The organism is Ensifer sp. 22460, assembly GCF_052044935.1.
Classification (GTDB): domain Bacteria; phylum Pseudomonadota; class Alphaproteobacteria; order Rhizobiales; family Rhizobiaceae; genus Ensifer.
This window is the reverse complement of sequence record NZ_JBQENZ010000010.1, coordinates 70,189-95,883: the sequence shown is the minus strand read 5'-3', so window position 1 is coordinate 95,883 and position 25,695 is coordinate 70,189. Positions and strand designations below refer to the sequence as shown.

The window sequence follows — 25,695 nt, the reverse complement described above, 5'->3', positions numbered from 1 at the left end:
GAAAACGGGGAGGCCGGTCTTCACCGCCTCCCCGTTTCCCTGGTCATCGTTCGATCAATCAGAACTGCTTGCCGAGCTTTGCGTCGACCGACTGGCTGTTGGCGCCACGGATGGCGAAGAAGAACAGGATCGCCGCCCAGAGGATGGATTTCTCCGCGCCGAAGAGACCCTCGCCCTGCACGATGCCGTGGAAGTAGACGGTGACGAGCAGAACGATCATGCCGGCGAAAGCAGCCGGGCGCGTCAGCAGGCCGATCGCGATCAGGATGCCGCCGAAGAATTCGGTGGCGGAAAGAAGCGGCGACCAGAAGACACCCGGATAGAAGCCGAGGCCTTCAACCATGCCGATCGCGCCGAAGGGATCGGTGATCTTGCCGAAGCCGTGGACCGCGAGCAGGGCACCCGCCAGAACACGCAGCAGCGTCTCGGCTGATGTATCCAGCGGCAGATAAATTCTTTCCAGAGCCGGCAGGATGGTACGCGGGCGGGAAGTGGAAGCGGTAACGTCGGTCATCAGTGGCTTCTCCGGCGGTTGGGGGTGCGACAATTTGTGCAGTGCCGCATTGTCTCGCCGCGACGGCAGCGCAAAGCAAGCTATCCCCCGATAAAAACATGACTAGATTTGTTGACAATTATGTGAGCAGGACGTGAGCATCTGAGGCGGAGCGACGCAGTTGTTTCCACCTGGCGCCGCCGGTATGGTCGCCGCCCCGACACACGTCCGAGACCAGGCCGATGGATCCGAAACCGCGTATCACCATCCTCTATTGCACCCAATGCAACTGGCTGCTGCGCGCCGGCTGGATGGCACAGGAACTGCTGCAGACCTTCGGGCAATCGCTCGGCGAAGTGGCGCTCATTCCCGGCACCGGCGGCAATTTCGAGATCCGCGTCGATGACGCGCTCGTCTGGGAACGCAAGCGCGACGGCGGCTTCCCCGGTCCCAAGGAACTGAAACAGCGCATCCGCGACATCATCGAGCCGGAGCGCGATCTCGGCCATACGGACAGGAGCTGATCCTGGATTTCGGAATTCTTGCCGGCGTCTTTTCCGCTGCGTTCCTGTCGGCGACGCTGCTCTTTGGCATGTCGGAGGCTGCAGTCGTTGCTGCCGCCTTGCATGGAGAAACAAGCCGCCCTGCCCTGTTCGTTGCGGCAACGCTCGGCAACGTGCTCGGCGCCGTCGTCAACTTCGCGCTGGGGCGCTTCCTGATCCGCTTCGAAGGTCGACGCTGGTTTCCGGTTTCTCCGGCAAGCCGACAGAAGGCGGAGGCGCTCTTTGCCCGCTACGGCCAGCCGGTGCTGCTGCTTTCCTGGCTGCCCGTCATCGGCGACCCGCTGACGCTGGTCGCCGGCCTGTTGCGCATGAAGCTGCCGCTATTCCTGCTGTTCGTCGCCATCGGCAAGGCGGCACGTTATGCCGTCGTCCTGTACCTGACGCCCTGACGCCAAGCAAAGCGATCAGACGTTGCGATCACGGCTCAGCTGTGAGCGAAGATATCCGTCTCGTCCCAGCCCAGCAGATCAAGCTTGGAGCGCGTAGGCAGGAAGGCAAAGCAGGCGTCGGCATGCTCCATGCGGCCGTCGCGAAGCAGGCGGGCCGTCAGCTTGTCGCGCAGCGCATGCAGGTGCAGTACATCGGAAGCCGCATATTCGAGCTGCGCCGGCGAGAGGATGTCCGCCGCCCAATCGGACGACTGCTGCTGCTTGGAAATGTCGACGTCGAGCATTTCCTTGAGATTGTCCTTGAGGCCGTGGCGGTCGGTATAGGTCCGGGTCAGCCGCGAGGCGATCTTGGTGCAGAAAACCGGCGTCGTCGTCACTCCGAACGTGTGGAAGAGCACGGCAATATCGAAGCGGCCGAAGTGGAAAATCTTCTGGCGGGCCGGATCGGCGAGCATGGCGACGAGGTTCGGCGCTTGCCTCTGGCCGGCGGCGATGCGGATGACGTCGGCGGTGCCGTCGCCCGGCGAAAGCTGTACGACACAGAGACGGTCACGGCGGGGGATGAGACCAAGCGTTTCAGTGTCGATGGCGATCGCACCGGTATAGCGCGCAGCATCGGCTGCGGAAATGTCGCCTTCATGGACCCGTATTGCATTCGCCATCGAAAATCCCCAGATCAAACGAAGTGGTGTGGCCTATAGCGCAAGTTTGGCGCCGGCGATACCGTTACCGTATCCCGCCAGACGGTCGCCCGTTCGAAAGTCCTGACAATGACGTCTTTTCGCTCCGCTCTCGCCCTTTCGGCCCTCGCGCTGACTTTGGGGCTCTCCATCGTCCCGGCAACGGCACAGACCTACCGGGACCTGCCCGGCGTGCGCCAGATGGATCCGCTGAATGGCGGCGGAGACCATACCGTCTGCGAACAGACCTTCGTCGACCGCAACTATCCGTTCGAATCGACGGCCCGCGGCGGCCCCGTCTACGACACGATCTACAATTGCCGCCGCGGTGATGGACCGGTCTTCCAGGGCAGCGACCTGCCGCCGTCGCTCTATCGCCAGAAACGCGGCCTCGGCTATTGAAGCAGGCGTGCCTCGGCGCCCGTCGCGTTGCTCGCAAGCTTGCCTCCTCGACGACTACGCCGCTTGGCAAGGCGGGGATTTCTTCCTAGCCTGACGGTACGGAAGCGGGACTGCCTCCGCCTACAGCACTTTGAATTGCTACATGTTTTCATCCTTGAATCGGTTACGATCAGAGGAAACATGCAGTGGGAGGAACCATGTCCGATACGAAACCGCTTGCCATCAGCGCGCCCGCTCCACGCACGCTCGACCTGATCTTCACGCCGCAGGCGCTGAAGGACCTGCACCAGCGTTACCGAATCGTCGAAGCCGACCCGGACGATATCGCCGGGCTCGACGACGATATCCTGTCCGAAGCGCGCTACATCATCGGCCAGCCGCCGCTCGTTCACGCAACGCTCCGGCGCATGGGCCAGCTCCGGGCGATCCTCAACGTCGAGAGCAACCTGATCAACAACATGCCCTACGAGGTGCTGTTTGCGCGCGGCATCCATGTGGTGACCACGGGGCAAGTCTTTGCCGAACCGGTCGCCGAACTCGGCCTTGCCATGGCGCTTAACATCGCCCGCGGCATCGTCGACGCCGACCTTGCCTTCCGCGAAGGCCGCGAGCTTTGGGGCGGCGACGGCAACCGCTCGGCGCGGCTTCTCTCCGGCGCCGACATCGGCATCATCGGCTTCGGCGATCTCGGCAAGGCGCTGAACCGCGTGCTCTCCGGTTTCCGCGCCAGGATCCGCGTCTTCGACCCCTGGATGCCAGCCTCGATCCTGAGAGACAACGGCGTCGAGCCGGCATCGCTCGATACGGTCCTCGGCGACAGCGACTTCGTCTTCGTCGTCGCGTCGGTCACCAGCGAGAACGAAGGCTTCCTCGGCGAAAGGGCCTTTGCCCGCATGCGCCCTGGCGCTGCCTTCATCCTCTTGAGCCGCGCCGGCGTCGTTGATTTCGATGCGCTGATGGCAGCGGTCGCACGCGGCCATATCGTGGCGGCCAGCGACGTCTTTCCGGAAGAGCCGCTACCGCTCGATCATCCGGTTCGCCGCCTGCCGGGTTTCCTGCGCTCCGCCCACCGCGCCGGCGCGCTCGACAGCGCCTTCAAGAAGATGGGCGACATGGTGCTCGAGGACATGGACCTGATGGACCGCAACCTGCCGCCGATGCGCTGCAAGCGGGCCGAGCGGGAAACCGTCGCGCGCATGCGCTCGAAACCGGTGACGGTGAACTGACCCAGCGATTTTTTGAGGCGGGTGTCGGCGGGGCGTGCATCCCGCCGGTTAACGTGTTTTATGGGAATCGCATTTAACTTTCCTTGCACATGCGACCATCCTTGCACGCTAAGGTCGTCGCCAGTTGATCGGTACGGAAGCAGAGAACCGCAATGGCAGACACGGCGTCCGGTGCTCGACAAGGCAGAACACGCGATGGCTGGAACAGCTCGCTGCGGTCGCTGTTCAGCCTGGTCATCGTCACCATGCTGATTGTCGTCTCGGCCACACTCGTCGGGCTCGATTATCATCGCTCGCGCAACGCCGCGATCGCCGACGCCGAGGCCAATATGCGCGGCTTCATGAACCGCCTCGTGGATCGACTGGGCGTGCTCTCGGGCGATACCTCGGCCCTCGTCAACCTCGTTTCCTCGGTCGCCAACTCCTTCCTCGTGCCGCCGCCGGAGCGCATGAACGACAAGGTGGCGGTGCTGCGCGAGGGCATCACCCGCTCGCCGCATATTGACGGGGTCTATGTCGGCTATCCCAACGGTGCTTTCTTTCAGGTGGTCGATCTCAAGCAGGTCGCCTGGCGCATGGCGCTGGACGCGCCACGTGGTGCTGCCATTGCCGTGCGCTCGATGGAAAAGGATGCCAGCGGCAAGTCTCTGCAGCGCGTGCTCTTCCTCGACAAGGACGGCACGCAGTTTTCCGAGCGGCGGCTGCCACCTACCGGCTTCGACCCGCGGACCAGGCCGTGGTATCGCGCGGCGGTCAACGGAAAGGCCGCGGTCTCGACCGGCCCTTATGAAAGTGCCACCACCGAAACGCTGGGCATGACGATCTCGCAAGCGCATCGGGGCAATCCGGAGATCGTCATCGGCGCGGATGTCATCCTCGATACGATCACCGATTTCCTGGCCCGCGAGCGGCTCACGGCCGGGTCCGTCTCCTTCATCCTCGATGCCGTCGGGCGTCCGATCATCCACTCGGACCTGGTGATGATGCGACGCATCATGGCGGCGAAGGACAAGGATAGCCCGATCGTGCAGGCCGAGAGCGATCCCTTGATCCAGAGCATCCGCCTCAATCCGCCTAAGCCCGGCAAGGCCGACTTCGTCGAGGTCGGAGACCGAACCTATCTCGTCATGGTGACGCCGCTCGAATCCGCGCTGCTTCTCTCCGGCAACCGCGCCGTGGTGGCGGCGCCGCTGGACGAGTTGATGGCGGAGGCCAACCAGACGCTCGTGCAAGGGCTGGCGATTTCCGGATCGGTCGTGGCGCTCGCGGTGCTCGCTTCGCTGGTGCTTGCGCATTTGATCACCAAGGGGCTCAACCAGCTGACGGCCAGCGCCAACCGGCTGCAGGATCTCGACTTCACGACGCCCATCGACGTCTCGTCGCATGTCAGCGAGATCTCCACGCTCGGCGGGGCCATGAACCGGGCGCGAGACGCGATCTTCACCTTCGCGCTCTATGTGCCCAAGGAACTGGTGCGCAAGGGCATCGAGTCCGGTCAGTTCAGTGGACGCTCCGCCTGGCGACAGGAGGTGACGGCGCTCTTCACCGACATCTACGACTTCACCACGCTCAGCGAAAAATATCCGCCGGAAGATGTAGTGGCGATGCTGTCGGAGTATTTCGACATCTTCAGCGAGACCGTCGGAGAACACGACGGAACGATCATCCAGTTCCTCGGCGATTCGGTGTTCGCGATGTGGAACGCACCGGCGGCGGACGAAAAGCACGCAGAACATGCCTGTCGGTGCGCGCTGGCGGTCGAGGAACGCTTGCGTGTCTTCAACGAGGCGCAGCGTCAAAAGGGTCTTCCGGAGTTCCGCACCCGTTTCGGCATTCATACCGGCACCGCCGTCGTCGGCAATGTCGGCGCGAAGGAGCGACTGCAATATACGGCGATGGGCGATACGGTGAACGTCGCCTCCCGCCTGGAAGGCATGAATAAGAACTACGACACCACGATCATGGCGAGCGGCGCCGTCGTCGCCCATGCCGGCACCGCTATCCGCTTCCGGCCCCTCGGCTCGGCGCAGGCGAAGGGCCGCGCCTCTGCGTTGGAGATCTATGAGGTGCTGGGCGCAGAGCCGGCAGCCGCAGACGCACGCAAGGCGGGGAAAGCGTATAGGCGGCCTCAGTGACCAACACTGCGGCGCGATCGGGTGACCCAGCGGATACCGGCGACGACAGCAAAGGCGAGCAGCGGCCAGACGGCCCAGAACACTCCATGCCACGTCAGCACGTTGATCGTCAGGAGCACCAGCCCGGAAAGGGCCAGCACACCGATGCCGCGATCCACCCACGGGTTTGCCTTGAGCCACGCAAGGCCCGACAAAATGCCGAGCCCGAGCAATGGCCAAACGGACCAGAGCACCCCGTTCCAGGTGAGGAGGTTCAGCACGACCAGTCCTGCGGCGATGACGGCGAGCACGGGAAGAGATCCTCGCTTCGCCGCGGCGACCGCCCCGCCGCCCCCCTTTGCCTCAGCCCCTGATCGGCCGCCATTCCCGCTCGCTTGACCAGCGGAACGTCCGAAGCCTTGGATGCCGATTGCCGGGCGGGGATCGGCCGTGCCGATGCGCACGGCGTAGCTCGGAACACCACCATCGATGTTCTTCACCTCCAGCGGCCCCAGAAAATCGAACCCGACGGCGACCTTGTTGCGCACCTGGTCATAGACCGTATTCGAAATGACGATGCCACCGGCGGGTGCTGAAGCCTGCAGGCGCGCCGCGACATTGACGCCATCACCATAGAGGTCGTCGCCCTCGGCGATCACGTCGCCGAGATTGATGCCTATGCGAAACAGCATCTGCTCGTCCGAGGGGCATTTCTCGTTGCGACCGGCCAACTCGTTCTGCACGTCGATCGCCGCGCGCACGGCTTCGACGACGCTCGGAAACTCCGCGATGAGGCCATCGCCCCAGGTGTTGACGACACGGCCCTCATGCGCCTCGATGAGCCGTCCCATGGCATCGCGATAGCGCTTCAACGTGGCGAGCGTGCCCTCCTCGTCGGCACGCATCAGTCGGGTGTAGTCTTGAACATCCGCGGATAGGATAGTCGTCAGCTTGCGACGCGTCTCGGACATCGCTTCGTCCTCGCTCAGTTCCGCCGCCCCGGCGGACGATTGCATGGTGCCGCGTTCGTGCGGTCTGCACGCCACTTCGTTGCGAATAGAATATCAATGCTGCCGGTCAAAGCTTCAAGGCGCGTCGCGCGAAAATAACGGCGACGCGCAACCATATCGACGGAAAGAGCGCGCCGCGCGACAGGAAATCGCCTCGATTTGCGGGCAAACGCCAGAAACGAAAAAACCCCGGCTAACCGGGGTTTTTCAAAACCAAATCAAAGACTTGGTTGGGAATTTGGTGCCCAGAAGAGGACTCGAACCTCCACACCCTTGCGAGTACCAGCACCTGAAGCTGGCGCGTCTACCAATTCCGCCATCTGGGCGACGGGCTGGGGTGTAAAAGGCCCGAGCTGAAGTGTCAACAGGGTTTTTGAAGTTTTCGTGTCGGATTGCAAAAAACTCAGTTCGAAGCGGATTCTGCCCACCGGCGGATTGTGGATAGCCCCCTTGAGAGCAGCGCTTCGGCAGCCTCAGACGACTCCGCCTCGACGTAGCACCGCATCTCCGGCGCATTGCCCGAGGGTCGGAAATGGATGATCCGACCATCATCCAGCGTCACTCTCAGCCCATCGATGTCGCTCACCGCAGCGACGCCGCCGATCGGCGCCAGGAATTCCGCAAGATTTGCCTCGTCTCCGCGCAGATAGGCCATCAGCCGGGCGCTTGTTTCCACAGGGAAATTTTCGAGCCTATCGCTGAGCGCCACAGGCAACCGGTAGGAAGCGGCGAGCGCGGAAAGCGAAAGCTTGGCCTCAGCCGCCGCGGCCAGTGCCGCGACAATCGGCAGAAAGCTATCCCGGGTGGGTAGCGCTTCCAGCGTTGCGCCATTGATCTCAAAGGGGCTCGCGGTCAGCGTACCGCCATTGGCCTCGAAGCCGGCGACCTTCTGCGTACCCTCTTTCAGCGCCTGCTGCATGCCGGCGATCACGAAGGGCGAGCCGACGCGGGTGCGCAGGACGGAAAGCCCTTCCCTGCCCTCAAGGCCGGAATTCGACGTGACCGGAGTGACCGCAAGTCTGGCGCCGAGGAAACCGCAAGCCATCAGGCCCAGCAGGTCACCACGCAGGGGCAGCCCATTTTCGTCGGCGACGAGGGGCCGGTCGCCGTCCCCATCCGCCGACACGATCGCATCGAGGCGATGTTCGCGCGCCCAATCCTGAAGCCGCTCGATCGTCTCCGCCGAAACCGCCTCGGTATCAACAGGAATGAAGTGTTCCGAGCGCCCAAGGGCCACGACATCGGCACCAGAGTGGGTCAGCAGGTCGGCGATCAGGTCGCGGGCGACGGTGCTATGCTGGTAGACACCGACCTTGAGCCCGGACAGCGCCCCGGCCGCCAGCAATTGCCGGTTCCGCTCCATGAAGAGGGCGGCGGCCCTGGCCGCGTGGTCCTCACCGGTTCCGGCATCGGCGACCGGTGCGATCTGGTTTGCAATGCCGTCGGCGATGCGGCTGATCGCCACCTCGTCCGCCTTGTCGATCTCGCCATCCGGGCGATAAAACTTGATGCCGTTGCGATCGGCCGGAATATGGGAGCCGGTGATCATCAAGCCCGCTGCCCCGTTGGCGAGGCCGTAGAGCGCCAGTGCGGGCGTCGGCACCGTGCCGCAGTCAAAAACGCGCAGCCCCTCGCGCGACAGCGCCGCGGCGCAAACGGCCGCGATCTCCGGGCTTGAATCGCGAAAATCGCGGGCGATGAGGATGGGATCGCCAGGCTTGCTGTGCCCGGACTCCACAAGATGCCGGGCGAAGGCCGTCGCATAGCGGGCGGAGGGTTCGCCCTTCAGTTCCTCGGAGAGGCCGCGCAAACCACTGGTGCCAAACTTCAATTGCATCGTGTACCTCGCTGACGACGGGAAGGGACCGGACAAGAACCACAGTGACACGACCGACGGATAGGCGCATCGTACTGAAGAGAGCAACGGGCGGAAATCCAGTGGTTCCCGCAACCACACACAGCGTCCGGCGCCATGAATAAACCAAGAAAAACAAACGTAATACAGGCAGGGACACAAACGGAAGGCATGGCCTTCTGAAAGTGAGGATAAAATGACGGGATTTCGCAATTTCGTTATCGGCTGCAGCTTGGCCGCCACCTCCCTGATCACCCCCATCGGACCTGTCGAGGCAATGCCGATCCAGGCGCCCGATCTCCAGATCAAGGCACAGGGCGACATCCAGAATGTGCAGTACTACCACCGGCGCTACGGCGGATATGGCGGGTACGGCTGGCGTCGCGGATGGGGTCCAGGATGGGGAGGAGGGCCTTACTACCGGCGAGGATGGGGTGGCCCATATTATGGTGGTTCGGGCCTGAGCTTCTACTTCGGCTCCGGCGGCTATTATGGCGGCGGCTACGGCGGCTACTATGGCGGTGGATACTATCCCCGTTACTATGGCGGTTACTATCCGCGACGATACTACGGAAACCGCTATTACGGTAATAGCTACTACGGTAACAATTACTATTATCGGGACCAGTATGTTCGCGGCGGCTCACATGTGAGCTGGTGCATGTCGCGCTACCGCTCCTACAATCCGGCGACCAACCGGTTCCTGAGCTACGGTGGTGCCTACAGGGTCTGCTACTCGCCTTACCGATAGGCGAGACTGACGCGCCGCCGCGCAAAGGCGATGCTGCCTCACGCATTTCTCCGTGCGCAATCGCGGAGCAGATGGCTTCGTCTGCCCGATCGGTCCCAATTTGTGGGAAACGTCGGTTAAGCCGGCATTAACCGCGACGACCTACCGTTTCGGAAAGCTCCACGATGCTGTCCGGGGATCATACATGCTGCTTCCGACCCAGCAATCGACCGCCACCGCAACGACCAGCCTGGTCGGCTCGATCCTCAAGGACATCGAAAAGCGGCAGGCGGAAGAAGAAGAAAAGGCCAAGGGCACCAAGGACGACAAGGTCCTGAAGGCGCAGGTCCAGTCCGACGATGCCCGCAAGGCGGCCAACGAAAAGATCAACGCGCACTTCTTCGATCGCACCCAGAACGACCCCAACAGCAATCGCGCGGCTCTCGTTCGCCAAGTCGGAGCGTTCTTCCACCTCGACCGCGAGACGTTCAAATCCGACGCCGCCTTCGCCAGAACGCTCGAGAACCAGATCAAGGATCTGGATCCGAGCGATATCGCCAAGGTCGAGGAGCAGCTTGGGCTGGATAAACTCGGCCTCTCCCTCACCGAATTGGCTGAGGCACTCAAAAATCCAGGCGGCCGGGAAAACGAGACACTGAAGGCGGCGCTTGGAGAGACGAGCGGCAAGAGTTCTCAAAGCCAGGCACAGGCTGCCAAGGCGGTGGATCGACTCAAGAGCACAACGGAATCCGGGTCGCTCGAGGAAGCCCAAGTCGACAGCTTGCGCAACGATCCCACGCGCAGAACCGACAAGCAGTCGCTGGTCGAACAAAACGAGCAGCTTCGTGCGCTCCAACTCAAGGACGAGATGGAAAATGTCGCCGAGCGCCGCGAAGCCGAGTTGCAAAACCTGGTCCGCTTCGACGAGAACGGCCTGTACAGCCTGACGGCGCAGAGCTTCTGATCATTTCCTCCGCACGATACCGAGCCTTGCCATGACCTCCTTGGGAATGCCGTAGCGGCGAACGGCATCGCGGCTGTCACGCAGCCCGCAGATCTCGCGCTGGATGAAAAAGGCCCAGACGACATCGGCTGCTTCATCGAGAAGCCGCTCGCGCAAATCCGGGGCCGCCTCCGCCTTCAGTTCCGACAGTGCGGCAAGCGCCTTTTCCACCTTCAGCCCATGCCGGCCGAGCGCATCGGCCCGCTCGGACATGAGTTCATATTCGAGCACGTTGAAGGCGCCGGTGGTCGAGAAGGTCGGGCTCAGGGCTTTTGGGGGACGAACGCTCATCCGAAACTCCTCAGAAGTCCAGAAGATGGCGCTGTCGAAGCCCGCAGGCAAGGGCGGTCGGCTGCCGCAGCGATCGAAACTTGGTTAAGATTTCATAAACCTCTTTCACCTAGCCTCAGTGATCATGCCGATTCCCTTATCCGCGGCCTGGTCGCGGCTGTCCGGCCATTGGACCCCTGCATGTTTCTTTAAGAAACATGCAGCAACTCAAAGTGCTACAGCGACCTTTGCGCGCCTCATAGGGCGCGCGGCGCTGTAGACGCGCATGAGGCGCCAACCCGTAAGTGACAAAGAAAACAGTTCGCACGCGAGCCGGAAATCGGTCCGTGCCCAAGCGTGCACCCGCGTTTCGTCGCTCACCGATGATTGGTCAACCTGAGGTCAAGCGAGATGGAGACCAGAATGCTGATACCCATCCAGACGGCCCGAGCCGCGGCCGCTACCGCAGAAGACACGAACACCAAGGCACAGCAGCCGGCAGCGCTGTTGCCCGCCGGCCAACGCGGCGAAGCCATTCAAAAGATCCTGGACGCGTTGACCCGACACCTCTCGGGTCGCGAAATCCTCTCCAAGGACGCTCTGGTGCGGCTGATGGAGGACCTGGCGCGCATCCTGAAGTTCCCGCCCCTGCCTCAGGAAGGCGGGCGCGATTTCGTTCGACGCCTGGTGGCCTTCCTCGAAACGATGCCTGCATCCGATCGGCTGTTGCTCGAGCGCCAGCTCGGCGGGCGCAGCCTCGCCGTCCGGGTCGGTCTGCTTGCCGAACTGCCCGCGATCCGCAATGGCACAAGCGCGTCGAGTAACACCGCCACTTCGATGCCCGCTCAGGCGCGCGACGTCATCCTGCGCAACCCCTCTTTCCAGCCGGCAATGCCTTTCAACCCGGTTGCTGCGCGTACCCCGGTTGCCGGCGAAGTCGCGCTGCTGCAGGCGGTGCTGCGCAAGACCTTTGGGGTCGGCAACGACACCGACGCGCTCGAACCGCGGGGTGATGACCTGGACCAGGCCGGAACGACAGAGGCGCCCTCAAAAGCCCGAAACGCCGCACCGGAGCGAAGCGAAACGCGTGCGAGCACAGGCAAGCCCACGCCACAGGAAAGCACGCCGGTCGAAACCGCCGCCGCCCTGCTGGCAGGCGAAGGCGAAGTCGAGGAAGCGCCGCAAACGGCCCTCGGGCCTGAGCCTGAGGAAACCGGCCCCCCAACCGATGGCGGGCATGTCGAAACCGAGGTCCCGGCCAGCGAGAGCACGGCGGCGCCGGCCGAAGCCGATACGACTGCCGAAACCGCTGAGGACGCCGACCCCGATGGCACCTATGGCCCAATGCCTGATGCGGAGGAGAAGGACGCCAAGACAGCAACGGCGGCCGGTCGCGGCAACCCCGAAGCCCGGCCGGTGCGGGTGCTCTTCGAGGCGATCAAGACGCTCATTCGCGACAGCGTAAACCTGCCCGGAAGCGCAGCCGGCGCCGAGACCAAGCCGGCGGCTGAGCACGCCAATGGTACCGACGCGCCGGCGCCGGTCCCGGTAAAAGAAACCGCCACACCGGTGCGCGCAAACGACGCCGCGGCGCACCAGCGCGAGGCCCCGGACGGCGGCAACGCCCTGCCGTCCTTGCTCGACGACCAGACCGAGGACACAAAGGCTGCCCAGCGCCTGCCTGTGGACATGCGGCCGCAGCGCGCAACCGATGAACAGACGATGCATCAGGTCATCGCCAGGCTGGTCGAAAACGGCCTGCCGCGCGAAGCCATTCCTTTTGCCATGATCCCCTACCCGCCAGCCGCCAAGGATGCGGCGGAGACCGAAAACCTCAGCCATGAAATGCCTGGCGGATCTGAAGACCAGGCATCGGACGAAGAACAGGGCGCAGAAGAAGGCGACGGCCACGATCAAGGGGATGGAGCAGATCCAACGGACGAAGCCCTGCTCGACGACGGGACACCCGAAGCACCCGACGCCTATGATCTCTATCGCAGGCTCGGCGGCCTCGGCTGAGGGGGCGCGACCCGAGCAAGTATTCGAGCAAAGAAAAACCCGCGGAGATCGCTCTCCGCGGGTTTTTCAGTTCAGGTGTCAGGCAACGATTACTCGTTGTTCTGGCGGTTCTTCAGAGCCGCGCCAAGGATGTCGCCGAGCGAAGCACCCGAGTCGGACGAACCGAACTGAGCAACGGCTTCCTTCTCTTCAGCGATTTCCAGAGCCTTGATCGACAGCTGGATCTTGCGGTCCTTCTTGGAGAAGTTGGTGACGCGGGCGTCAACAACCTGACCAACCGAGAAACGCTCCGGACGCTGTTCGTCGCGGTCGCGCGCGAGGTCAGCGCGGCGGATGAACGAGGTGATGTCTTCGTGGTTGACGAGCTTCACTTCGATGCCACCATCGTTGATCGCGATGATTTCAGCCGAAACAACGGCGTTCTTGCGCAGTTCGCCCGAAGCAGCGGCGTCGCCGACTGCATCCTTGCCGAGCTGCTTGATGCCGAGCGAGATGCGCTCCTTGTCGACGTCGACGTCGAGAACAACGGCGCGAACAACGTCGCCCTTGTTGAACTCTTCGATGACCTGCTCGCCCGGACGGTTCCAGTCGAGGTCGGAAAGGTGCACCATGCCGTCAACATCGCCGTCGAGGCCGATGAACAGGCCGAATTCGGTCTTGTTCTTGACTTCGCCTTCGACTTCGGTGCCAGCCGGATGGCTATGCGCGAATGCCTGCCACGGGTTCTCGAGCGTCTGCTTGAGGCCGAGCGAGATGCGACGCTTGGTCGGATCGACTTCGAGAACGACAACGTCGACTTCCTGGCTCGTGGACAGGATCTTGCCGGGGTGTACGTTCTTCTTGGTCCAGGACATTTCGGAGATGTGGATCAGGCCTTCGATGCCCGGCTCCAGCTCGACGAACGCACCGTAGTCGGTGATGTTCGTGACGGTACCGGAGATCTTCTTGCCGACCGGGTACTTCGCACCGATGCCATCCCACGGATCCGACTCGAGCTGCTTCATGCCGAGCGAGATGCGGTGGGTTTCCTGGTTGATGCGGATGATCTGAACCTTGACCTGCTGGCCAATGTTCAGGATCTCCGACGGATGGTTCACGCGACGCCATGCCATGTCGGTGACATGGAGCAGACCGTCGATGCCGCCGAGGTCGACGAACGCACCGTAGTCGGTGATGTTCTTGACGACGCCTTCGACAACCTGGCCTTCTTCAAGGTTCTGAACGATTTCAGAACGCTGTTCGGCGCGGGACTCTTCCAGAACCGTACGACGCGATACGACGATGTTGCCACGGCGCTTGTCCATCTTGAGGATTTCGAAGGGCTGCGGGTTGTGCATCAGCGGGGTGACGTCGCGGATCGGACGGATGTCGACCTGCGAGCGCGGAAGGAAGGCAACGGCGCCGTCGAGATCGACGGTGAAGCCACCCTTGACCTGGTTGAAGATGATGCCTTCGACGCGTTCGCCGGCTTCAAACTTCACTTCCAGGCGCATCCAGCTTTCTTCGCGGCGAGCCTTCTCGCGCGACAGAACAGCTTCGCCGAGCGCGTTTTCGATGCGCTCAACGTAGACTTCGACTTCGTCGCCGACCTTGAGCGAGCCGTCCTTGGCCTTCGCGCCGAATTCCTTCAGAGCGATGCGGCCTTCGACCTTCAGACCGACGTCGACAACGGCGACGTCCTTTTCGATGGCCGTAACGATGCCCTTGGCAACATAGCCTTCGGCGAGATCGGTCTTCGCGAAGGATTCTTCGAGAAGAGCGGCGAAATCGTCACGGGTAGGATTGGTAGCAGACATGGAATCTCCTGCATGCATCTCAATAGAGACGCACATGCGCCGGGGGCTGGTGTTGAACAGGCCTGAACCCAGTCCGCCCCATCGAAGGGGCAATCCGGCGCGTGGACGGAATTTCAGGCTATGCAAGAAGAGCGTTTCAAACGAGGGTTGTGAAAGGGCTCTTCTTCAGATCTTCTTGATCAGGGCCGCATCGATCAAAGTCTTCGCGGCCTGAAACGCCGCCTCTATACTCATTTCAGACGTATCAAGCAAGTGCGCGTCTTCGGCCGGCCGCAAAGGACTGTCGGCGCGGCCCATATCGCGCTCGTCGCGGTTCTTCACATCCTCGAATATCGCCGCATAGTCGGCCGGCTGACCGCTGCCGATGATCTCGTCGTAACGGCGTCTCGCCCGTACTTCCGGCGACGCAGTGACATAGAGTTTTACCGGCGCACCCGGGCAGACAACCGTGCCGATGTCGCGTCCGTCGAGCACCGTTCCGGGCTCGCGCAGCGAAAAGGCGCGCTGCGCCTCGACCAGTGCGCGGCGCACCGCCGGCATGACGGCGATCTTCGACGCCGCCTCGCCGATCGCGTGGGCGGAAAGCACCGACCGATCAAGCCCGGCGAGCTCGACCTCGCGCGCCATCTTCTCGGCGACCGCCTCGTCATCGAGCGGCAGCCCGCTATCCAGCAGCGCCTTGGCGGTGGCACGATAGGTCAGCCCCGTATCGAGATGATGAAAGCCATATTCCTCGGCGATCCGGCGCGAGAGCGTGCCCTTGCCGGCCGCTGCCGGCCCGTCGATGGCGATGATGAACGTCATTTTCCAACCTGCATATGTATATGGTCGTCGTGCCTGGCGGCCCTGCAACCCTGAAACCTAATGGACTCCGCCTCGACGCCAAGTCTTTGCGCCAGATGCGGCTCCACGAATATCTTCTCGATACCGAAACCGCTCCCCTCACCGGCAAGCCAGCGGAGCGCCTCACGCATCCGCGCCTCTTCGAGCGGCCAGGGCCGCCATAGTGACTGCAGAAACGCCAAGTCCCACCGCAAGGTCAAGAGGGCGTTGCGATCGTCGCATGGAAGAACGCTTCCCGGACGCGGCTCTTCGAAGGCGAAGTAGCCGATCGGCGAACGTGTCGTCTTATCCAGGTATCTGCCGCCGGCATCCTGATAAAAGAACGCGACATCGAGCTTTCGGCCATCCGAGTGGGAGAGATGGGGAAACAGTGGGAAGCCATTGAAAAATGGAAAATTCGCGTCGAGGGCCAAGGTTGTGGTTCCGGGGAATGCCCGGTCCATATGCCGCGACAAAGCGACGGCTGCCTCCCTCAGTTCCGGAACGACATACTGGCGGTTCAGGACGCAGAAGAATGGCGACTGCATTCTGAGCCGCGATGTACCGTCGTCGAAACAGGGCAACGGAACCCGACCAAAGACCGGCGCCACAGCGTAGCTGAGCGTGCTCCCGGCTGCATAGAGGCCAAGAAAGAGTGCAAGAAATACGAGAAAGCCAGCTCTGCTTCGGCGCGCAATGCCAAGGGCAACAAGCCAGACAAGGCCGCCGATCTGCGTCAGCAACGTCAGGAGAACAACGACTGCGATTGTCAGCAGCCATCTGAGTTTTATCGCCGCCAGCGCCGTTGGCTTCACTCGACCACCGCCCCGAGCGTGGTCATCAGCTCAATATACCCCGGAAAGCTGGTCGCGATCATCGACGCATCATCGACGGCGACCGGGTATTCGGACACAAGCCCCATCACAAGGAAGCTCATGGCGATACGGTGATCGAGATGGGTCCTCACCACCCCGCCTGAAGCATTTCCGAGGCCCTTGCCGCCGGGGCGACCACGCACGACGAGCGAGGATCTGCCCTCATCGCAATCAACACCGTTGAGTTTCAGGCCCGCGGCAATGGCGGCGAGGCGATCGGACTCCTTCACGCGCAGCTCATCGAGACCATGCATGATGGTCGCGCCTTCGGCAAAGGCGGCGGCGATGGCGAGAATGGGATACTCATCGATCATCGAGGCGGCACGCTCTTCGGGGACCGTAACGCCTTTCAGTTCGGAATGGCGCACCCTCAGATCCGCCAGGTCTTCTCCGCCGGCCTGCCTGATTTCGATCACCTCGATGTCCCCGCCCATCTCCTGCAACGTCAGGATCAAGCCCGTGCGGGTCGGGTTCATAAGCACGTTCCGGATGGTGATGTCAGAACCCGGAACGACGAGCGCCGCGACCAGCGGGAAAGCCGCCGAGGACGGATCGCCGGGCACATCGATCTCCTGGGCGACGAGCCTGCCGCGGCCTTCGAGCCGGATGGTGCGGACACCGGTGGCATCGGTTTCCACCGAGAGTTCGGCGCCGAATCCGCGCAGCATGCGCTCCGCGTGGTCGCGGGTGATCACCGGCTCGATGACGGTGGTGATGCCGGGCGCATTGAGACCGGCGAAGAGCACCGCCGATTTCACCTGGGCAGACGCGACCGGCACCCGGTAGGTGACCGGCGTCGGCGTCTTCGGTCCGCGAAGGGTCACCGGCAGCCCGTCACCCATAGCTGCCTTTACCTGCACGCCCATCTCACGCAAGGGATCAAGCACGCGCGCCATCGGCCGCCGGCTGAGCGAGGCATCGCCGATGAAGGTCGTTTCGAAATCATAGACGCCGACGAGACCCATGATGAGGCGGCAACCGGTGCCGGCATTGCCGAAATCAAGCGGCGCTTCCGGCGCAAGCAACGCACCATTGCCGACGCCGTTGACGATCCAGGTGTCGCCCTCCTTGCGGATCCTGGCACCCATCGCCTGCATGGCCCGGCCGGTGGCGATCACATCCTCGCCTTCGAGCAGGCCGGTGATACGCGTTTCGCCGGCGGCAAGCCCGCCCAGCATCAGCGACCGATGCGATATCGACTTGTCGCCGGGAATTCGGACCGTACCCTTAAGGCCGTCTGATTTGCGGGCGGTGGCAGGGCTTTGGCCCAATCCTTGCGACATGCGGAATCCTCGAAACATGCAAGACAGTGTCGCGCGCTCAAGTCGCGCCAACGTCGCGGCGGCAGCTGAATGGCTGACTGTTTTTATTCTTAGACCGGATAGGATTGAAGAAGACAATGCAACTCGTAAGGCGTCCTTGCAGGCCGGCGCCTGCTGTCGGCAGCACTCCTGCCACAACCCCTGCTGCATACTTCCTTAAATCGCGGCGAGCGGCCATCCTTGCGCGCCGGAAAGCCCGTGACACAGGGCCTTGCAAGTTTTGCCTTTGACAGATGCGGTCAAGATGATTATGGGGACCGGCTAATCATCATAAGCTTGATACCCTTTCCACCCGCCGGTTTTCGGCAAGAGCCGGCTCGGCCGGCCATTCAAGAGGCTTTGACAGTGGCAAAACCGGAACTTGGAACAAAGCGCATCGACCCGGAAACCGGGCGCAAATTCTACGATCTGAACCGTGATCCGATCGTTTCGCCTTACACCGGCAAGTCCTATCCGCTGAACTTCTTCGAAGAAACCTCGGTCGCCAAGGTGCTCGAGAAGGAAGAAGAAGAAGACGTCACGGAAGTCGATGCAGAGAACACCGAAGTCGAACTCGTTTCGCTCGAGGATGCCGATGATGAGGCAGCGGGCGGCGACGACCTGCCGGATCTCGGCGACGACGATGTCGAGATCGACGGTGACGACGACGACACCTTCCTCGAAGCCGACGAAGACGAAGACGACGACGACATGAGCGGCCTCATCGGCGTCTCCGACGACGAAGAAGACGTCTAAGCGCTTCAAATGACATGGGAATGCTCCCGTCCTCGGCCTATAGGGCCCGGACGGGAGAAAATCGGCCCGGACTGGAAATAAATCCACAGGCCACGCATTTTTCGGCTTGCCATCCTCAAAAAGGGGAAGTAATAAGCCGCCACTCGCCGGACACAACAGGCCGACGAATTTCCCGGACCGGCCTAGCCGGAACCCGATATGGGGCTATAGCTCAGCTGGGAGAGCGCTTGCATGGCATGCAAGAGGTCAGCGGTTCGATCCCGCTTAGCTCCACCAAATTTCTTCTTCGATTGATGACCAATGGACCTTCAAGGTCCCTCACTGCTTTCCAACTCGTCCAGCGAATCCAGGATCATCGTCAGCAACCGGATGATGTCGGCCGACTCGAGCAGGGCGTTGCGGATTTCGCGCTCCGAGCGAGTGGGCACGGAAGCGGCGATGTTCAGCAGGACATTGGTGACATCGGGTGCATCGGTGTTGGGTTCCATGCCGGTCTGTTCGCGCATGCAGCGGATCAGCGCCACTGCGCCTTCGAGCAGCCGTTGTGCCTGCACCGGGGTGAGTTCATGGACCTCATTGGCGGCACGAAACAGCTGGGATCTGAAGCCCGATATCGTGGTCATCTCCCGGATGATACTCCTTTCGGCTTCAAATGAAAGTGGTGGCCGACCCCACCCGTGCAACGTTCGGATGAACAGGCTACGCGAGCGACCTTGCGCGAAGGCGAACAAGACGGCCAAGCCGCACAGGCACACATCGGTGAAGCCGGCCCCTCCTGCGCGCGTTTATAGTTTGTTAAGCATCGGAACGCAGAAGCTGATGCCATGTTCCTGATCTCGAAAATATTCTGGCTGGCCGCACAGCCGCTGTCGTTCTCGTTCTTCGCCGCCCTTGCCGGGCTGCTGGCGACGGCGGCGGGCCTGCGCCGCATCGGCGGCTTCCTTGGCGGGCTTGGCGCGCTGGTGCTCTTCATCAGCCTGTTCACCACCTCGGGGCCCTACGCGCTCCAGACGCTCGAAGATCGTTTCACACGCCCCTCGCCATCACCTGCAACGCTCTCCTGCATCATCGTGCTCGGCGGCGCCTTCGAGAACGAGGTGATGGCAGGCCGCGGCGGCATGGAATTCAACCAGGCGGCGGACCGTTTCATCGAGACGGTGGCGCTCGCAAAACGCTACCCCGAGGCGCGTATCCTGGTTTCCGGCGGTGATGGCTCCTTCAGCGGCACTTATGCCGGCGACGCCGAGGCCTCGCAGGGCTTCCTCGCCGCGTTCGGCGTCGGCGGCGAACGGCTGATTCGCGAAGAACAATCGCGCACGACTTTCGAGAACGCCCGCAACACCAAGGAATTGCTGGGCGCGAATGGGCTATCGAATTGCGCACTCGTCACCTCCGCCTTCCATATGCCCCGTTCGGTCGGGCTCTTCCGCGCGCTCGACATCCCGGTCATTCCCTGGCCGACGGATTACCGCACCAGCGGCAAGCTTGGCCTTAGCTTCGACTTCACCCAGCCGTCGCTCAACGCACAATTGACGACGACGGCGGTGCGCGAATGGATCGGCCTCCTCGCCTATCACCTTGCCGGCCGGACACCCTCGATCCTGCCGGCGCCCTGAGAGTTGACGGCGGGGCCCGAGATAGCCCAGCTTCAAAGCGAACCGCCGAATCTTGCCCGGAGCACCCATGCCGATCCTCGAAATCCTCGACTACGCCGGTGTGGCCGTCTTCGCAGCGACCGGAGCGCTGTCGGCGTCACGCAAGCAGCTCGACATCATCGGCTATCTCTTCCTCGCCTCGGTGACCGGGATCGGCGGCGGCACGATGCGCGATGTCGTTTTGGGCGCGACACCGGTCTTCTGGGTCACCAACCCGACCTATCTTCTGGTCTGCGTCACCGTGGCGGTCATCCTCTTCTTCACCGCCCATCTCTTCGGCTCGCGCTACCGGGTCCTCGTCTGGCTCGATGCGATCGGCCTTTCAGCCTATTGCGTCATGGGTGCTGCGAAGGGATTTGCGGCCACGGGCTCAGCGGGTGTCGCGCTGGTCACCGGCATGCTGACGGCCACCTTCGGCGGCATCCTGCGCGATCTGCTCGCCGGGGAACCCTCGGTGCTGCTGCGGCCGGAAGTCTATGTCACCGCCGCGCTGATAGGCGCTGGCGCCTTCGTGCTTGCAACGATGGCTGGCCTGCCGCTTGCGGCGGCATCGACGCTCGGGGTGATTTCCGCCTTCGCCGTGCGCGGCGGTGCGCTCAAGTTCGGCTGGACGCTGCCGACGGGCAAGGCGCAGCCGGGCAGAGATCCCGATGATGTGATGTGAATGGGCTCATGCGTCTGATCGGCGCAAACGCCGCGCGATCAATTTATTTTGAGGATCGCCGCGCGCGCTCGTTTGAAGTCATGCAACGGCGAACGGAACCCCGTTTCGCGCTTTTCCTGGAATTGCCCTGAGATCAGCGGCCGCTCTTGCGGCGCAGGCGGATCACCACGTCGACATGCGAAATCTCCATGCCCTCGGGCGGCTCCGGGAGATTGTCGATCTGAATGTTGCTGACGGGGATATCGAGAACCTCGTTCTGGCCCTCGACGAAGAAATGATGGTGATCCGACACATTGGTGTCGAAATAGGTCTTGGCGCTTTCCACCGCCAGGACACGGATCATGCCGGCCTCGGTGAACTGGTGCAGCGTATTGTAGACGGTTGCGAGCGAAACGGGCACCCCGGCCATGACAGCCTCCTCGTGCAGTTCCTCGACGGTCAGGTGACGGTCACCCTTGGCAAAGATCAGATCGGCGAGGGCAACGCGCTGACGGGTCGGACGCAGGCCTGAGTGGCGCAGCCTTTCTTCCGAACTCACTTCTGTTGCTTTCGTCATCAAGGGTCGTTCCATGTATCCCGGCGAAATTCACAATACTTCCGTTGCGATATAACTTTTGCGCCCCGCGCTTTCAATAGATTCTCGGTCAAACATGCGTTGCAAAGCCCGAAAAACCGGTCAAACTCGGGGAAGGCTGGCAATTAACTCTGGTCGCGCCCACATTGATCCTGTAAGCGACGGCGGAACGAAAATGCCATCTGAGGCGGCGGTAACCTGGCCGGAAACGAGAAGGTTCGGGTTCGCCACGCTTCATTTCAAGCCGAACTTGCTCTAAAGCAGATCGGACAACACGTTAAGTCATTCGGGGAAGCATCCATTCATGACCACCAGACAATCCAGCTTCAGCTACGAGGAAATCCTGGCCTGCGGCCGTGGCGAGTTGTTTGGCCCTGGCAACGCGCAGCTGCCGCTGCCGCCGATGCTGATGGTTCATCGCATCACCGAGATTTCCGAAACGGGCGGTGCCTTTGACAAGGGTTATCTGCGCGCTGAATACGACGTGCGCCCTGATGACTGGTATTTTCCCTGCCACTTCCAGGGCAATCCGATCATGCCGGGCTGCCTCGGCCTCGACGGCATGTGGCAATTGACCGGCTTCTACCTCGGCTGGCTCGGCGAGCCCGGCCGTGGCATGGCGCTTTCCACCGGCGAAGTGAAGTTCAAGGGCATGGTTCGTCCCCACACCAAGCTTCTCGAATACGGCATCGACTTCAAGCGCGTCATGCGCGGCCGGCTCGTGCTTGGCACCGCCGACGGCTGGCTGAAGGCCGATGGCGAGACTATCTATCAGGCAACCGACCTGCGTGTCGGTCTGTCCAAGGATAAGGCCGAGTAGTCCAGGCCTGCCTGCACCGAACGAAAATAAAGAAAAGGTCAGTATCATGAGACGGGTTGTTGTCACGGGCCTCGGCATCGTTTCCTCGATCGGAAACAACGCGGACGAAGTCACGGCGTCGCTGCGCGATGCAAAGTCGGGCATCACGTTTTCTCCCGATTTCGCGGAGAACGGCTTCAAGTGCCAGGTCTGGGGCGCCCCGTCGCTCGATCCGACCGAGCTCGTCGACCGTCGCGCCATGCGCTTCCTGTCGCAGGGCGGCGCCTGGAACCACGTGGCGATGAAACAGGCAATCGCCGACTCCGGCCTCGAAGAAACCGTCGTTGCCCGCAACGAACGCACCGGCATCATCATGGGCTCGGGCGGTCCGTCCACCCGCACGATCGTCGAAGCGGCCGACATCACCCGCAAGAATGTGAGCCCGAAGCGCATCGGCCCGTTCGCCGTTCCGAAGGCGATGTCGTCCACGGCATCCGCAACGCTCGCCACCTGGTTCCAGATCCACGGCGTCAACTACTCGATCTCCTCGGCCTGCTCGACCTCGGCGCACTGCATCGGCAACGCCGCTGAGATGATCCAGTGGGGCAAGCAGGACGTGATGTTTGCCGGCGGCCATGAAGATCTTGACTGGACCATGTCCAACCTCTTCGACGCCATGGGCGCCATGTCCTCGAAATACAACGAGACGCCAGCGACCGCGTCCCGTGCCTATGACGTCAACCGCGACGGCTTCGTCATTGCCGGCGGCGCCGGCGTTCTCGTTCTCGAAGAGCTTGAGCACGCCAAGGCCCGCGGTGCGAAGATCTACGCCGAAATCGTCGGCTACGGCGCGACCTCCGACGGCTACGACATGGTGGCCCCCTCGGGCGAAGGCGCGATCCGCTGCATGCGTCAGGCGCTTTCGACGGTGAAGGGCGATGTCGACTACATCAACACGCACGGCACCTCGACGCCGGTTGGCGACAGCAAGGAAATCGGCGCGATCCGCGAAGTGTTCGGCAGCAAGATGCCGCACATCCAGTCGACCAAGTCGCTGACCGGCCACTCGCTGGGTGCTGCCGGCGTGCAGGAATCGATCTACGGCCTCCTGATGATGCAGGCCGGCTTCATCGGCGAAAGCGCGCATATCACCGAACTCGACCCCGAATTCGACGGCGTTCCGATCGTTCGCAAACGCATCGACAATGCCAAGATCGATACGGTTCTGTCGAACTCCTTCGGCTTCGGCGGCACCAATGCGACGCTCGTCTTCCAGCGCTACAACGGATAACACCATGACGGGACTGATGACCGGAAAGCGTGGCCTCATCATGGGTGTGGCCAACAGCCATTCCATTGCCTGGGGCATTTCCAAGGCGCTTGCGGCGCAAGGGGCGGAACTCGCCTTCACCTACCAGGGCGAGGCGCTGGGCAAGCGTGTCAAGCCGCTTGCCGGCGAGCTCGGCTCGGACTTCCTGCTGCCTTGCGATGTCGAGGACATTGCGTCCGTCGATGCCGTGATCGATGCGATCAAGGAACGCTGGGGCAATCTCGACTTCATCGTGCATGCCATCGGCTTCTCCGACAAGAACGAGCTGAAGGGCCTCTATGCCGACACCTCGCGCGACAATTTCAGCCGCACGATGGTGATCTCCTGCTTCTCCTTCACCGAAATCGCCAAGCGTGCTGCCGAGCTGATGAATGACGGCGGCTCGATGCTGACGCTGACCTATGGCGGCTCGATGCGCGTCATGCCGAACTACAACGTCATGGGCGTTGCCAAGGCGGCGCTCGAGGCTTCCGTGCGTTACCTCGCGGCGGACTACGGCGTGCGCGGCATTCGCGTCAACGCGATCTCCGCCGGCCCGATCCGCACCCTTGCCGGCGCAGGTATTTCCGACGCCCGGGCGATGCTCTCCTGGCAGCAGAAGAATTCGCCGCTGCGTCGTACTGTCACCATCGACGACGTCGGCAATTCCGCGCTCTACCTGCTCTCGGACCTGTCGCGCGGCGTCACCGGCGAAATCCACTACGTCGATTCCGGCTACAACATCACCTCGATGCCGGCACTCGACACGTTGCGGACGGCCGACGTCGAGTAACACTCTCAACTTACCGGAAAACAGAACAAAGCCCGCGGACCGGCCTCGATCCGCGGGCTTTGTCATTCATTGAGCCGCTCAGGGAAATAGAAACAGTGCGAGCACGGCGACGACGATCGCCAGCACGATGAACCCCGTGTGCGTGCGCCGCCCCGGCTCCAGCGGCAGGTGATAGAGGCTCTTCAGGAACGACATGGGTACCTCGGAGGTCGCTCCATGTCCCTCGGCATGCTTGATGTCCTTGGCAACAGCCTCGGCCGCATCCTCGGTCAAGGGCGGCCTGTTCACTCCCCACGTCATGGCACTCATCCTCCGACGAGAAATACCGACGACGTCATGGTGAGCCCGAACAGGGGCGATGGCAACAGGCAAACTGTCGCTGCCCGTTGGCCGGAGCGCTACTGCATGTCTCCTTAAATCGACCTCGATTTAAGGACGAAGACATGCAGAAAATCAAAGTGCTACAGCGACCTTTGCGCGTCTGATAAGACGCGCGGCGCTGTAGGCCCGGAACGCAAAAAGCCGGGCGATTGCCCGGCTCCTTGCTTAATCCTTGATGGTCTTCAGCGCTTCGCCCAGAGCACCTTGAAGCGGGCGTTGCGGCAGGTTTCGCCGTATTCCTTGGAATTCTCGGCCAGTACCTGCTCGTAGGGCAGGCCGCGGTTGGCGACCAGCATCAGCTTTCCGCCCTGCTTCAGCGCCTTCAGCGCCGTCTTGATGATGGCAATGCCAAGCGCCGGCTCGGCGGCGTGGGCCTCATGGAAGGGCGGATTCATGACGATGAGATCGTACTTGTCGCGCGGCTCTTCGCTCGTCAGGTCGAACCAGTGGAAGCGCGCCGGCGTCGACGGCGCGTTTGCCATCATGTTGACGCGGGCAGCTTCGAGCGACTCATGGTCGGCTTCGAAGAGATCGACGCCCTTGAGGCCCGGCGAGGCTTCAGCGAGCTTGACGGCGAGATAACCCCAGCCCGCGCCGAAATCGGCGGCATGGCCGTGGAAATCGTTCGGCAGACGCGACGCGAGCAGTTCCGAACCCGCGTCGATGCGGTCGTGCGAGAACATGCCCGGCGAAGCCTCGAACAGGCCATCGACGCGTACCGGCACCTTGGCGAGCTTGTGCACCGCGTCGGTGACGTCTTCGGGACGGGTGAACCAGAAGGCGACGCCGTGATATTTCGGCAGATGATCGCCGTCCCATTCGAACTTGGCGATCCGCTTCTTCAGCGACTGGATGCCGTCTTCCTTGCCGCCGGCAACGACGATCAGGCCGCCCTCGCGGGTGCGCTTCAGCGCCTCGGCGATCCGGTCCTCATTCTCGCCCTTGTGCTTGCCACAGAGCACCAGCGTGACGTCGTAGTCCTCGCCGGTGATCTCGGGCGTCACATCGGCGCGCATGGCCTCCAGGGCGCGATAGAGCGGCCGCAGCGGCTGAACGGCGGCGATCGAGGCTTCGAAGCCCTTGGGCAGCCTGTAGCCCGCCTCAGCGCCGAGAAAGAGAACACGCTCGCCTTCGCCCGGGGGGTCGATCACACCGCTATCGAACGGGTAAAACAGGGTCTTCAATGCATCTCGGCTCATCGGTCTATCCGTCATCT

The 25,695-nt window shown here is 62.4% G+C and carries 27 protein-coding genes and 2 tRNA genes; 15 read left to right on the top strand and 14 right to left on the bottom strand.

Annotation, left to right across the window (positions count from 1 at the left end):
- Nucleotides 1–58 precede the first annotated feature (58 nt).
- The gene (locus tag ACTJKM_RS14775) at nucleotides 59–514 is read right to left on the bottom strand and encodes a DoxX family protein (RefSeq protein ID WP_058326200.1); all 456 of its coding nucleotides are present in this window, start codon (nucleotides 512–514) and stop codon (nucleotides 59–61) included.
- 221 nt (nucleotides 515–735) lie between these two features.
- Here ACTJKM_RS14775 and ACTJKM_RS14770 point away from each other — a divergent pair, with 221 nt between their 5' ends.
- Together ACTJKM_RS14770 and ACTJKM_RS14765 are read left to right on the top strand one after the other, a co-directional pair.
- Nucleotides 736–1,017, top strand: a complete 282-nt coding sequence (locus ACTJKM_RS14770) for a SelT/SelW/SelH family protein (RefSeq protein ID WP_058324536.1) — start codon at nucleotides 736–738, stop codon at nucleotides 1,015–1,017.
- A 68-nt stretch (nucleotides 1,018–1,085) separates the two neighbouring features.
- Entirely contained in the window at nucleotides 1,086–1,445 is a 360-nt protein-coding gene (locus ACTJKM_RS14765) for a YqaA family protein (protein WP_082615689.1), read from the top strand.
- Nucleotides 1,446–1,480: 35 nt separating this feature from the next.
- Here ACTJKM_RS14765 and ACTJKM_RS14760 read toward each other — a convergent pair whose 3' ends face one another.
- Nucleotides 1,481–2,107, bottom strand: coding sequence for a ribonuclease D (locus tag ACTJKM_RS14760; protein ID WP_057248232.1), 627 nt, complete (start codon nucleotides 2,105–2,107; stop codon nucleotides 1,481–1,483).
- Between the two features lie 108 nt (nucleotides 2,108–2,215).
- Between ACTJKM_RS14760 and ACTJKM_RS14755 the strand changes: the two genes are divergently transcribed.
- From ACTJKM_RS14755 to ACTJKM_RS14745, 3 genes are all read left to right on the top strand, one after another.
- On the top strand, nucleotides 2,216–2,527 hold the full coding sequence (locus tag ACTJKM_RS14755; RefSeq protein ID WP_057247842.1) for a hypothetical protein: 312 nt from the start codon (nucleotides 2,216–2,218) through the stop codon (nucleotides 2,525–2,527).
- A 197-nt stretch (nucleotides 2,528–2,724) separates the two neighbouring features.
- Nucleotides 2,725–3,753, top strand: a complete 1,029-nt coding sequence (locus tag ACTJKM_RS14750; protein ID WP_058326199.1) for a hydroxyacid dehydrogenase — start codon at nucleotides 2,725–2,727, stop codon at nucleotides 3,751–3,753.
- Between the two features lie 152 nt (nucleotides 3,754–3,905).
- Entirely contained in the window at nucleotides 3,906–5,888 is a 1,983-nt protein-coding gene (locus ACTJKM_RS14745; protein WP_058326198.1) for an adenylate/guanylate cyclase domain-containing protein, read from the top strand.
- Here ACTJKM_RS14745 and ACTJKM_RS14740 read toward each other — a convergent pair.
- From ACTJKM_RS14740 to ACTJKM_RS14730, 3 genes are all read right to left on the bottom strand, one after another.
- The gene (locus tag ACTJKM_RS14740; RefSeq protein WP_057248231.1) at nucleotides 5,882–6,838 is read right to left on the bottom strand and encodes an adenylate/guanylate cyclase domain-containing protein; all 957 of its coding nucleotides are present in this window, start codon (nucleotides 6,836–6,838) and stop codon (nucleotides 5,882–5,884) included. The two genes, ACTJKM_RS14745 and ACTJKM_RS14740, sit on opposite strands and share 7 nt — an antisense overlap.
- Before the next feature lie 278 nt (nucleotides 6,839–7,116).
- Nucleotides 7,117–7,203 (bottom strand) — tRNA-Leu (locus ACTJKM_RS14735).
- 77 nt (nucleotides 7,204–7,280) lie between these two features.
- Nucleotides 7,281–8,714 carry a phosphomannomutase gene (locus tag ACTJKM_RS14730; protein ID WP_057247839.1) on the bottom strand — a complete coding sequence of 478 codons (1,434 nt, stop codon included), beginning with the start codon at nucleotides 8,712–8,714 and terminating at the stop codon, nucleotides 7,281–7,283.
- 214 nt (nucleotides 8,715–8,928) lie between these two features.
- Between ACTJKM_RS14730 and ACTJKM_RS14725 the strand changes: the two genes are divergently transcribed.
- On the top strand, nucleotides 8,929–9,483 hold the full coding sequence (locus tag ACTJKM_RS14725) for a BA14K family protein (protein ID WP_058326197.1): 555 nt from the start codon (nucleotides 8,929–8,931) through the stop codon (nucleotides 9,481–9,483).
- 184 nt (nucleotides 9,484–9,667) lie between these two features.
- Nucleotides 9,668–10,426 (top strand): hypothetical protein, encoded by a 759-nt coding sequence (locus tag ACTJKM_RS14720; RefSeq protein ID WP_058326196.1) that lies wholly within the window; start codon nucleotides 9,668–9,670, stop codon nucleotides 10,424–10,426.
- Here ACTJKM_RS14720 and ACTJKM_RS14715 read toward each other — a convergent pair whose 3' ends face one another.
- Nucleotides 10,427–10,756, bottom strand: coding sequence for a DUF6665 family protein (locus tag ACTJKM_RS14715; RefSeq protein WP_058324533.1), 330 nt, complete (start codon nucleotides 10,754–10,756; stop codon nucleotides 10,427–10,429).
- Between the two features lie 402 nt (nucleotides 10,757–11,158).
- Between ACTJKM_RS14715 and ACTJKM_RS14710 the strand changes: the two genes are divergently transcribed.
- A complete protein-coding gene (locus ACTJKM_RS14710; protein ID WP_058326195.1) occupies nucleotides 11,159–12,754 on the top strand; it encodes a hypothetical protein in 1,596 nt (531 codons plus the stop codon).
- A gap of 89 nt (nucleotides 12,755–12,843) precedes the next feature.
- Here ACTJKM_RS14710 and rpsA read toward each other — a convergent pair whose 3' ends face one another.
- The 4 genes from rpsA to aroA form a co-directional block, all read right to left on the bottom strand.
- The gene (gene rpsA / locus ACTJKM_RS14705) at nucleotides 12,844–14,568 is read right to left on the bottom strand and encodes a 30S ribosomal protein S1 (protein WP_082615707.1); all 1,725 of its coding nucleotides are present in this window, start codon (nucleotides 14,566–14,568) and stop codon (nucleotides 12,844–12,846) included.
- Between the two features lie 147 nt (nucleotides 14,569–14,715).
- Nucleotides 14,716–15,354, bottom strand: coding sequence for a (d)CMP kinase (gene cmk, locus ACTJKM_RS14700; protein ID WP_058326194.1), 639 nt, complete (start codon nucleotides 15,352–15,354; stop codon nucleotides 14,716–14,718).
- Nucleotides 15,351–16,115 carry a hypothetical protein gene (locus tag ACTJKM_RS14695; RefSeq protein ID WP_440637162.1) on the bottom strand — a complete coding sequence of 255 codons (765 nt, stop codon included), beginning with the start codon at nucleotides 16,113–16,115 and terminating at the stop codon, nucleotides 15,351–15,353. The genes cmk and ACTJKM_RS14695 overlap by 4 nt, the downstream gene beginning before the upstream one ends.
- Before the next feature lie 68 nt (nucleotides 16,116–16,183).
- On the bottom strand, nucleotides 16,184–17,530 hold the full coding sequence (gene aroA / locus ACTJKM_RS14690) for a 3-phosphoshikimate 1-carboxyvinyltransferase (protein WP_058326193.1): 1,347 nt from the start codon (nucleotides 17,528–17,530) through the stop codon (nucleotides 16,184–16,186).
- A 384-nt stretch (nucleotides 17,531–17,914) separates the two neighbouring features.
- Here aroA and ACTJKM_RS14685 point away from each other — a divergent pair, with 384 nt between their 5' ends.
- Nucleotides 17,915–18,304 carry a TIGR02300 family protein gene (locus tag ACTJKM_RS14685; protein WP_057247831.1) on the top strand — a complete coding sequence of 130 codons (390 nt, stop codon included), beginning with the start codon at nucleotides 17,915–17,917 and terminating at the stop codon, nucleotides 18,302–18,304.
- 200 nt (nucleotides 18,305–18,504) lie between these two features.
- A tRNA-Ala gene (locus ACTJKM_RS14680) sits at nucleotides 18,505–18,580 on the top strand.
- Nucleotides 18,581–18,612: 32 nt separating this feature from the next.
- Here the strand turns inward: ACTJKM_RS14680 and ACTJKM_RS14675 are convergent.
- The gene (locus tag ACTJKM_RS14675) at nucleotides 18,613–18,927 is read right to left on the bottom strand and encodes a hypothetical protein (protein WP_058326192.1); all 315 of its coding nucleotides are present in this window, start codon (nucleotides 18,925–18,927) and stop codon (nucleotides 18,613–18,615) included.
- Nucleotides 18,928–19,128: 201 nt separating this feature from the next.
- On the opposite strand from ACTJKM_RS14675, the gene ACTJKM_RS14670 reads away from it, so the two are divergent.
- Both ACTJKM_RS14670 and ACTJKM_RS14665 read left to right on the top strand, forming a co-directional pair.
- On the top strand, nucleotides 19,129–19,920 hold the full coding sequence (locus ACTJKM_RS14670; RefSeq protein WP_058326191.1) for a YdcF family protein: 792 nt from the start codon (nucleotides 19,129–19,131) through the stop codon (nucleotides 19,918–19,920).
- 67 nt (nucleotides 19,921–19,987) lie between these two features.
- On the top strand, nucleotides 19,988–20,623 hold the full coding sequence (locus tag ACTJKM_RS14665; protein WP_058326190.1) for a trimeric intracellular cation channel family protein: 636 nt from the start codon (nucleotides 19,988–19,990) through the stop codon (nucleotides 20,621–20,623).
- Between the two features lie 133 nt (nucleotides 20,624–20,756).
- Here the strand turns inward: ACTJKM_RS14665 and irrA are convergent, their stop codons facing one another.
- Nucleotides 20,757–21,179, bottom strand: coding sequence for an iron response transcriptional regulator IrrA (irrA, locus tag ACTJKM_RS14660; RefSeq protein WP_058324525.1), 423 nt, complete (start codon nucleotides 21,177–21,179; stop codon nucleotides 20,757–20,759).
- Between the two features lie 322 nt (nucleotides 21,180–21,501).
- Here irrA and fabA point away from each other — a divergent pair, with 322 nt between their 5' ends.
- The 3 genes from fabA to fabI are packed head-to-tail and all read left to right on the top strand — an operon-like array spanning nucleotide 21,502 to nucleotide 24,098.
- Nucleotides 21,502–22,017 (top strand): 3-hydroxyacyl-[acyl-carrier-protein] dehydratase FabA, encoded by a 516-nt coding sequence (gene fabA, locus ACTJKM_RS14655; RefSeq protein WP_029742379.1) that lies wholly within the window; start codon nucleotides 21,502–21,504, stop codon nucleotides 22,015–22,017.
- Between the two features lie 46 nt (nucleotides 22,018–22,063).
- A complete protein-coding gene (gene fabB, locus ACTJKM_RS14650; protein WP_057247826.1) occupies nucleotides 22,064–23,287 on the top strand; it encodes a beta-ketoacyl-ACP synthase I in 1,224 nt (407 codons plus the stop codon).
- Between the two features lie 4 nt (nucleotides 23,288–23,291).
- Complete coding sequence (fabI, locus tag ACTJKM_RS14645; RefSeq protein ID WP_058326189.1) at nucleotides 23,292–24,098, top strand: enoyl-ACP reductase FabI; 807 nt, start codon at nucleotides 23,292–23,294, stop codon at nucleotides 24,096–24,098.
- 78 nt (nucleotides 24,099–24,176) lie between these two features.
- Here fabI and ACTJKM_RS14640 read toward each other — a convergent pair whose 3' ends face one another.
- Complete coding sequence (locus tag ACTJKM_RS14640) at nucleotides 24,177–24,398, bottom strand: hypothetical protein (RefSeq protein ID WP_058324522.1); 222 nt, start codon at nucleotides 24,396–24,398, stop codon at nucleotides 24,177–24,179.
- 263 nt (nucleotides 24,399–24,661) lie between these two features.
- Nucleotides 24,662–25,678 carry a class I SAM-dependent methyltransferase gene (locus tag ACTJKM_RS14635; protein WP_058324521.1) on the bottom strand — a complete coding sequence of 339 codons (1,017 nt, stop codon included), beginning with the start codon at nucleotides 25,676–25,678 and terminating at the stop codon, nucleotides 24,662–24,664.
- Nucleotides 25,679–25,695 lie beyond the last annotated feature (17 nt).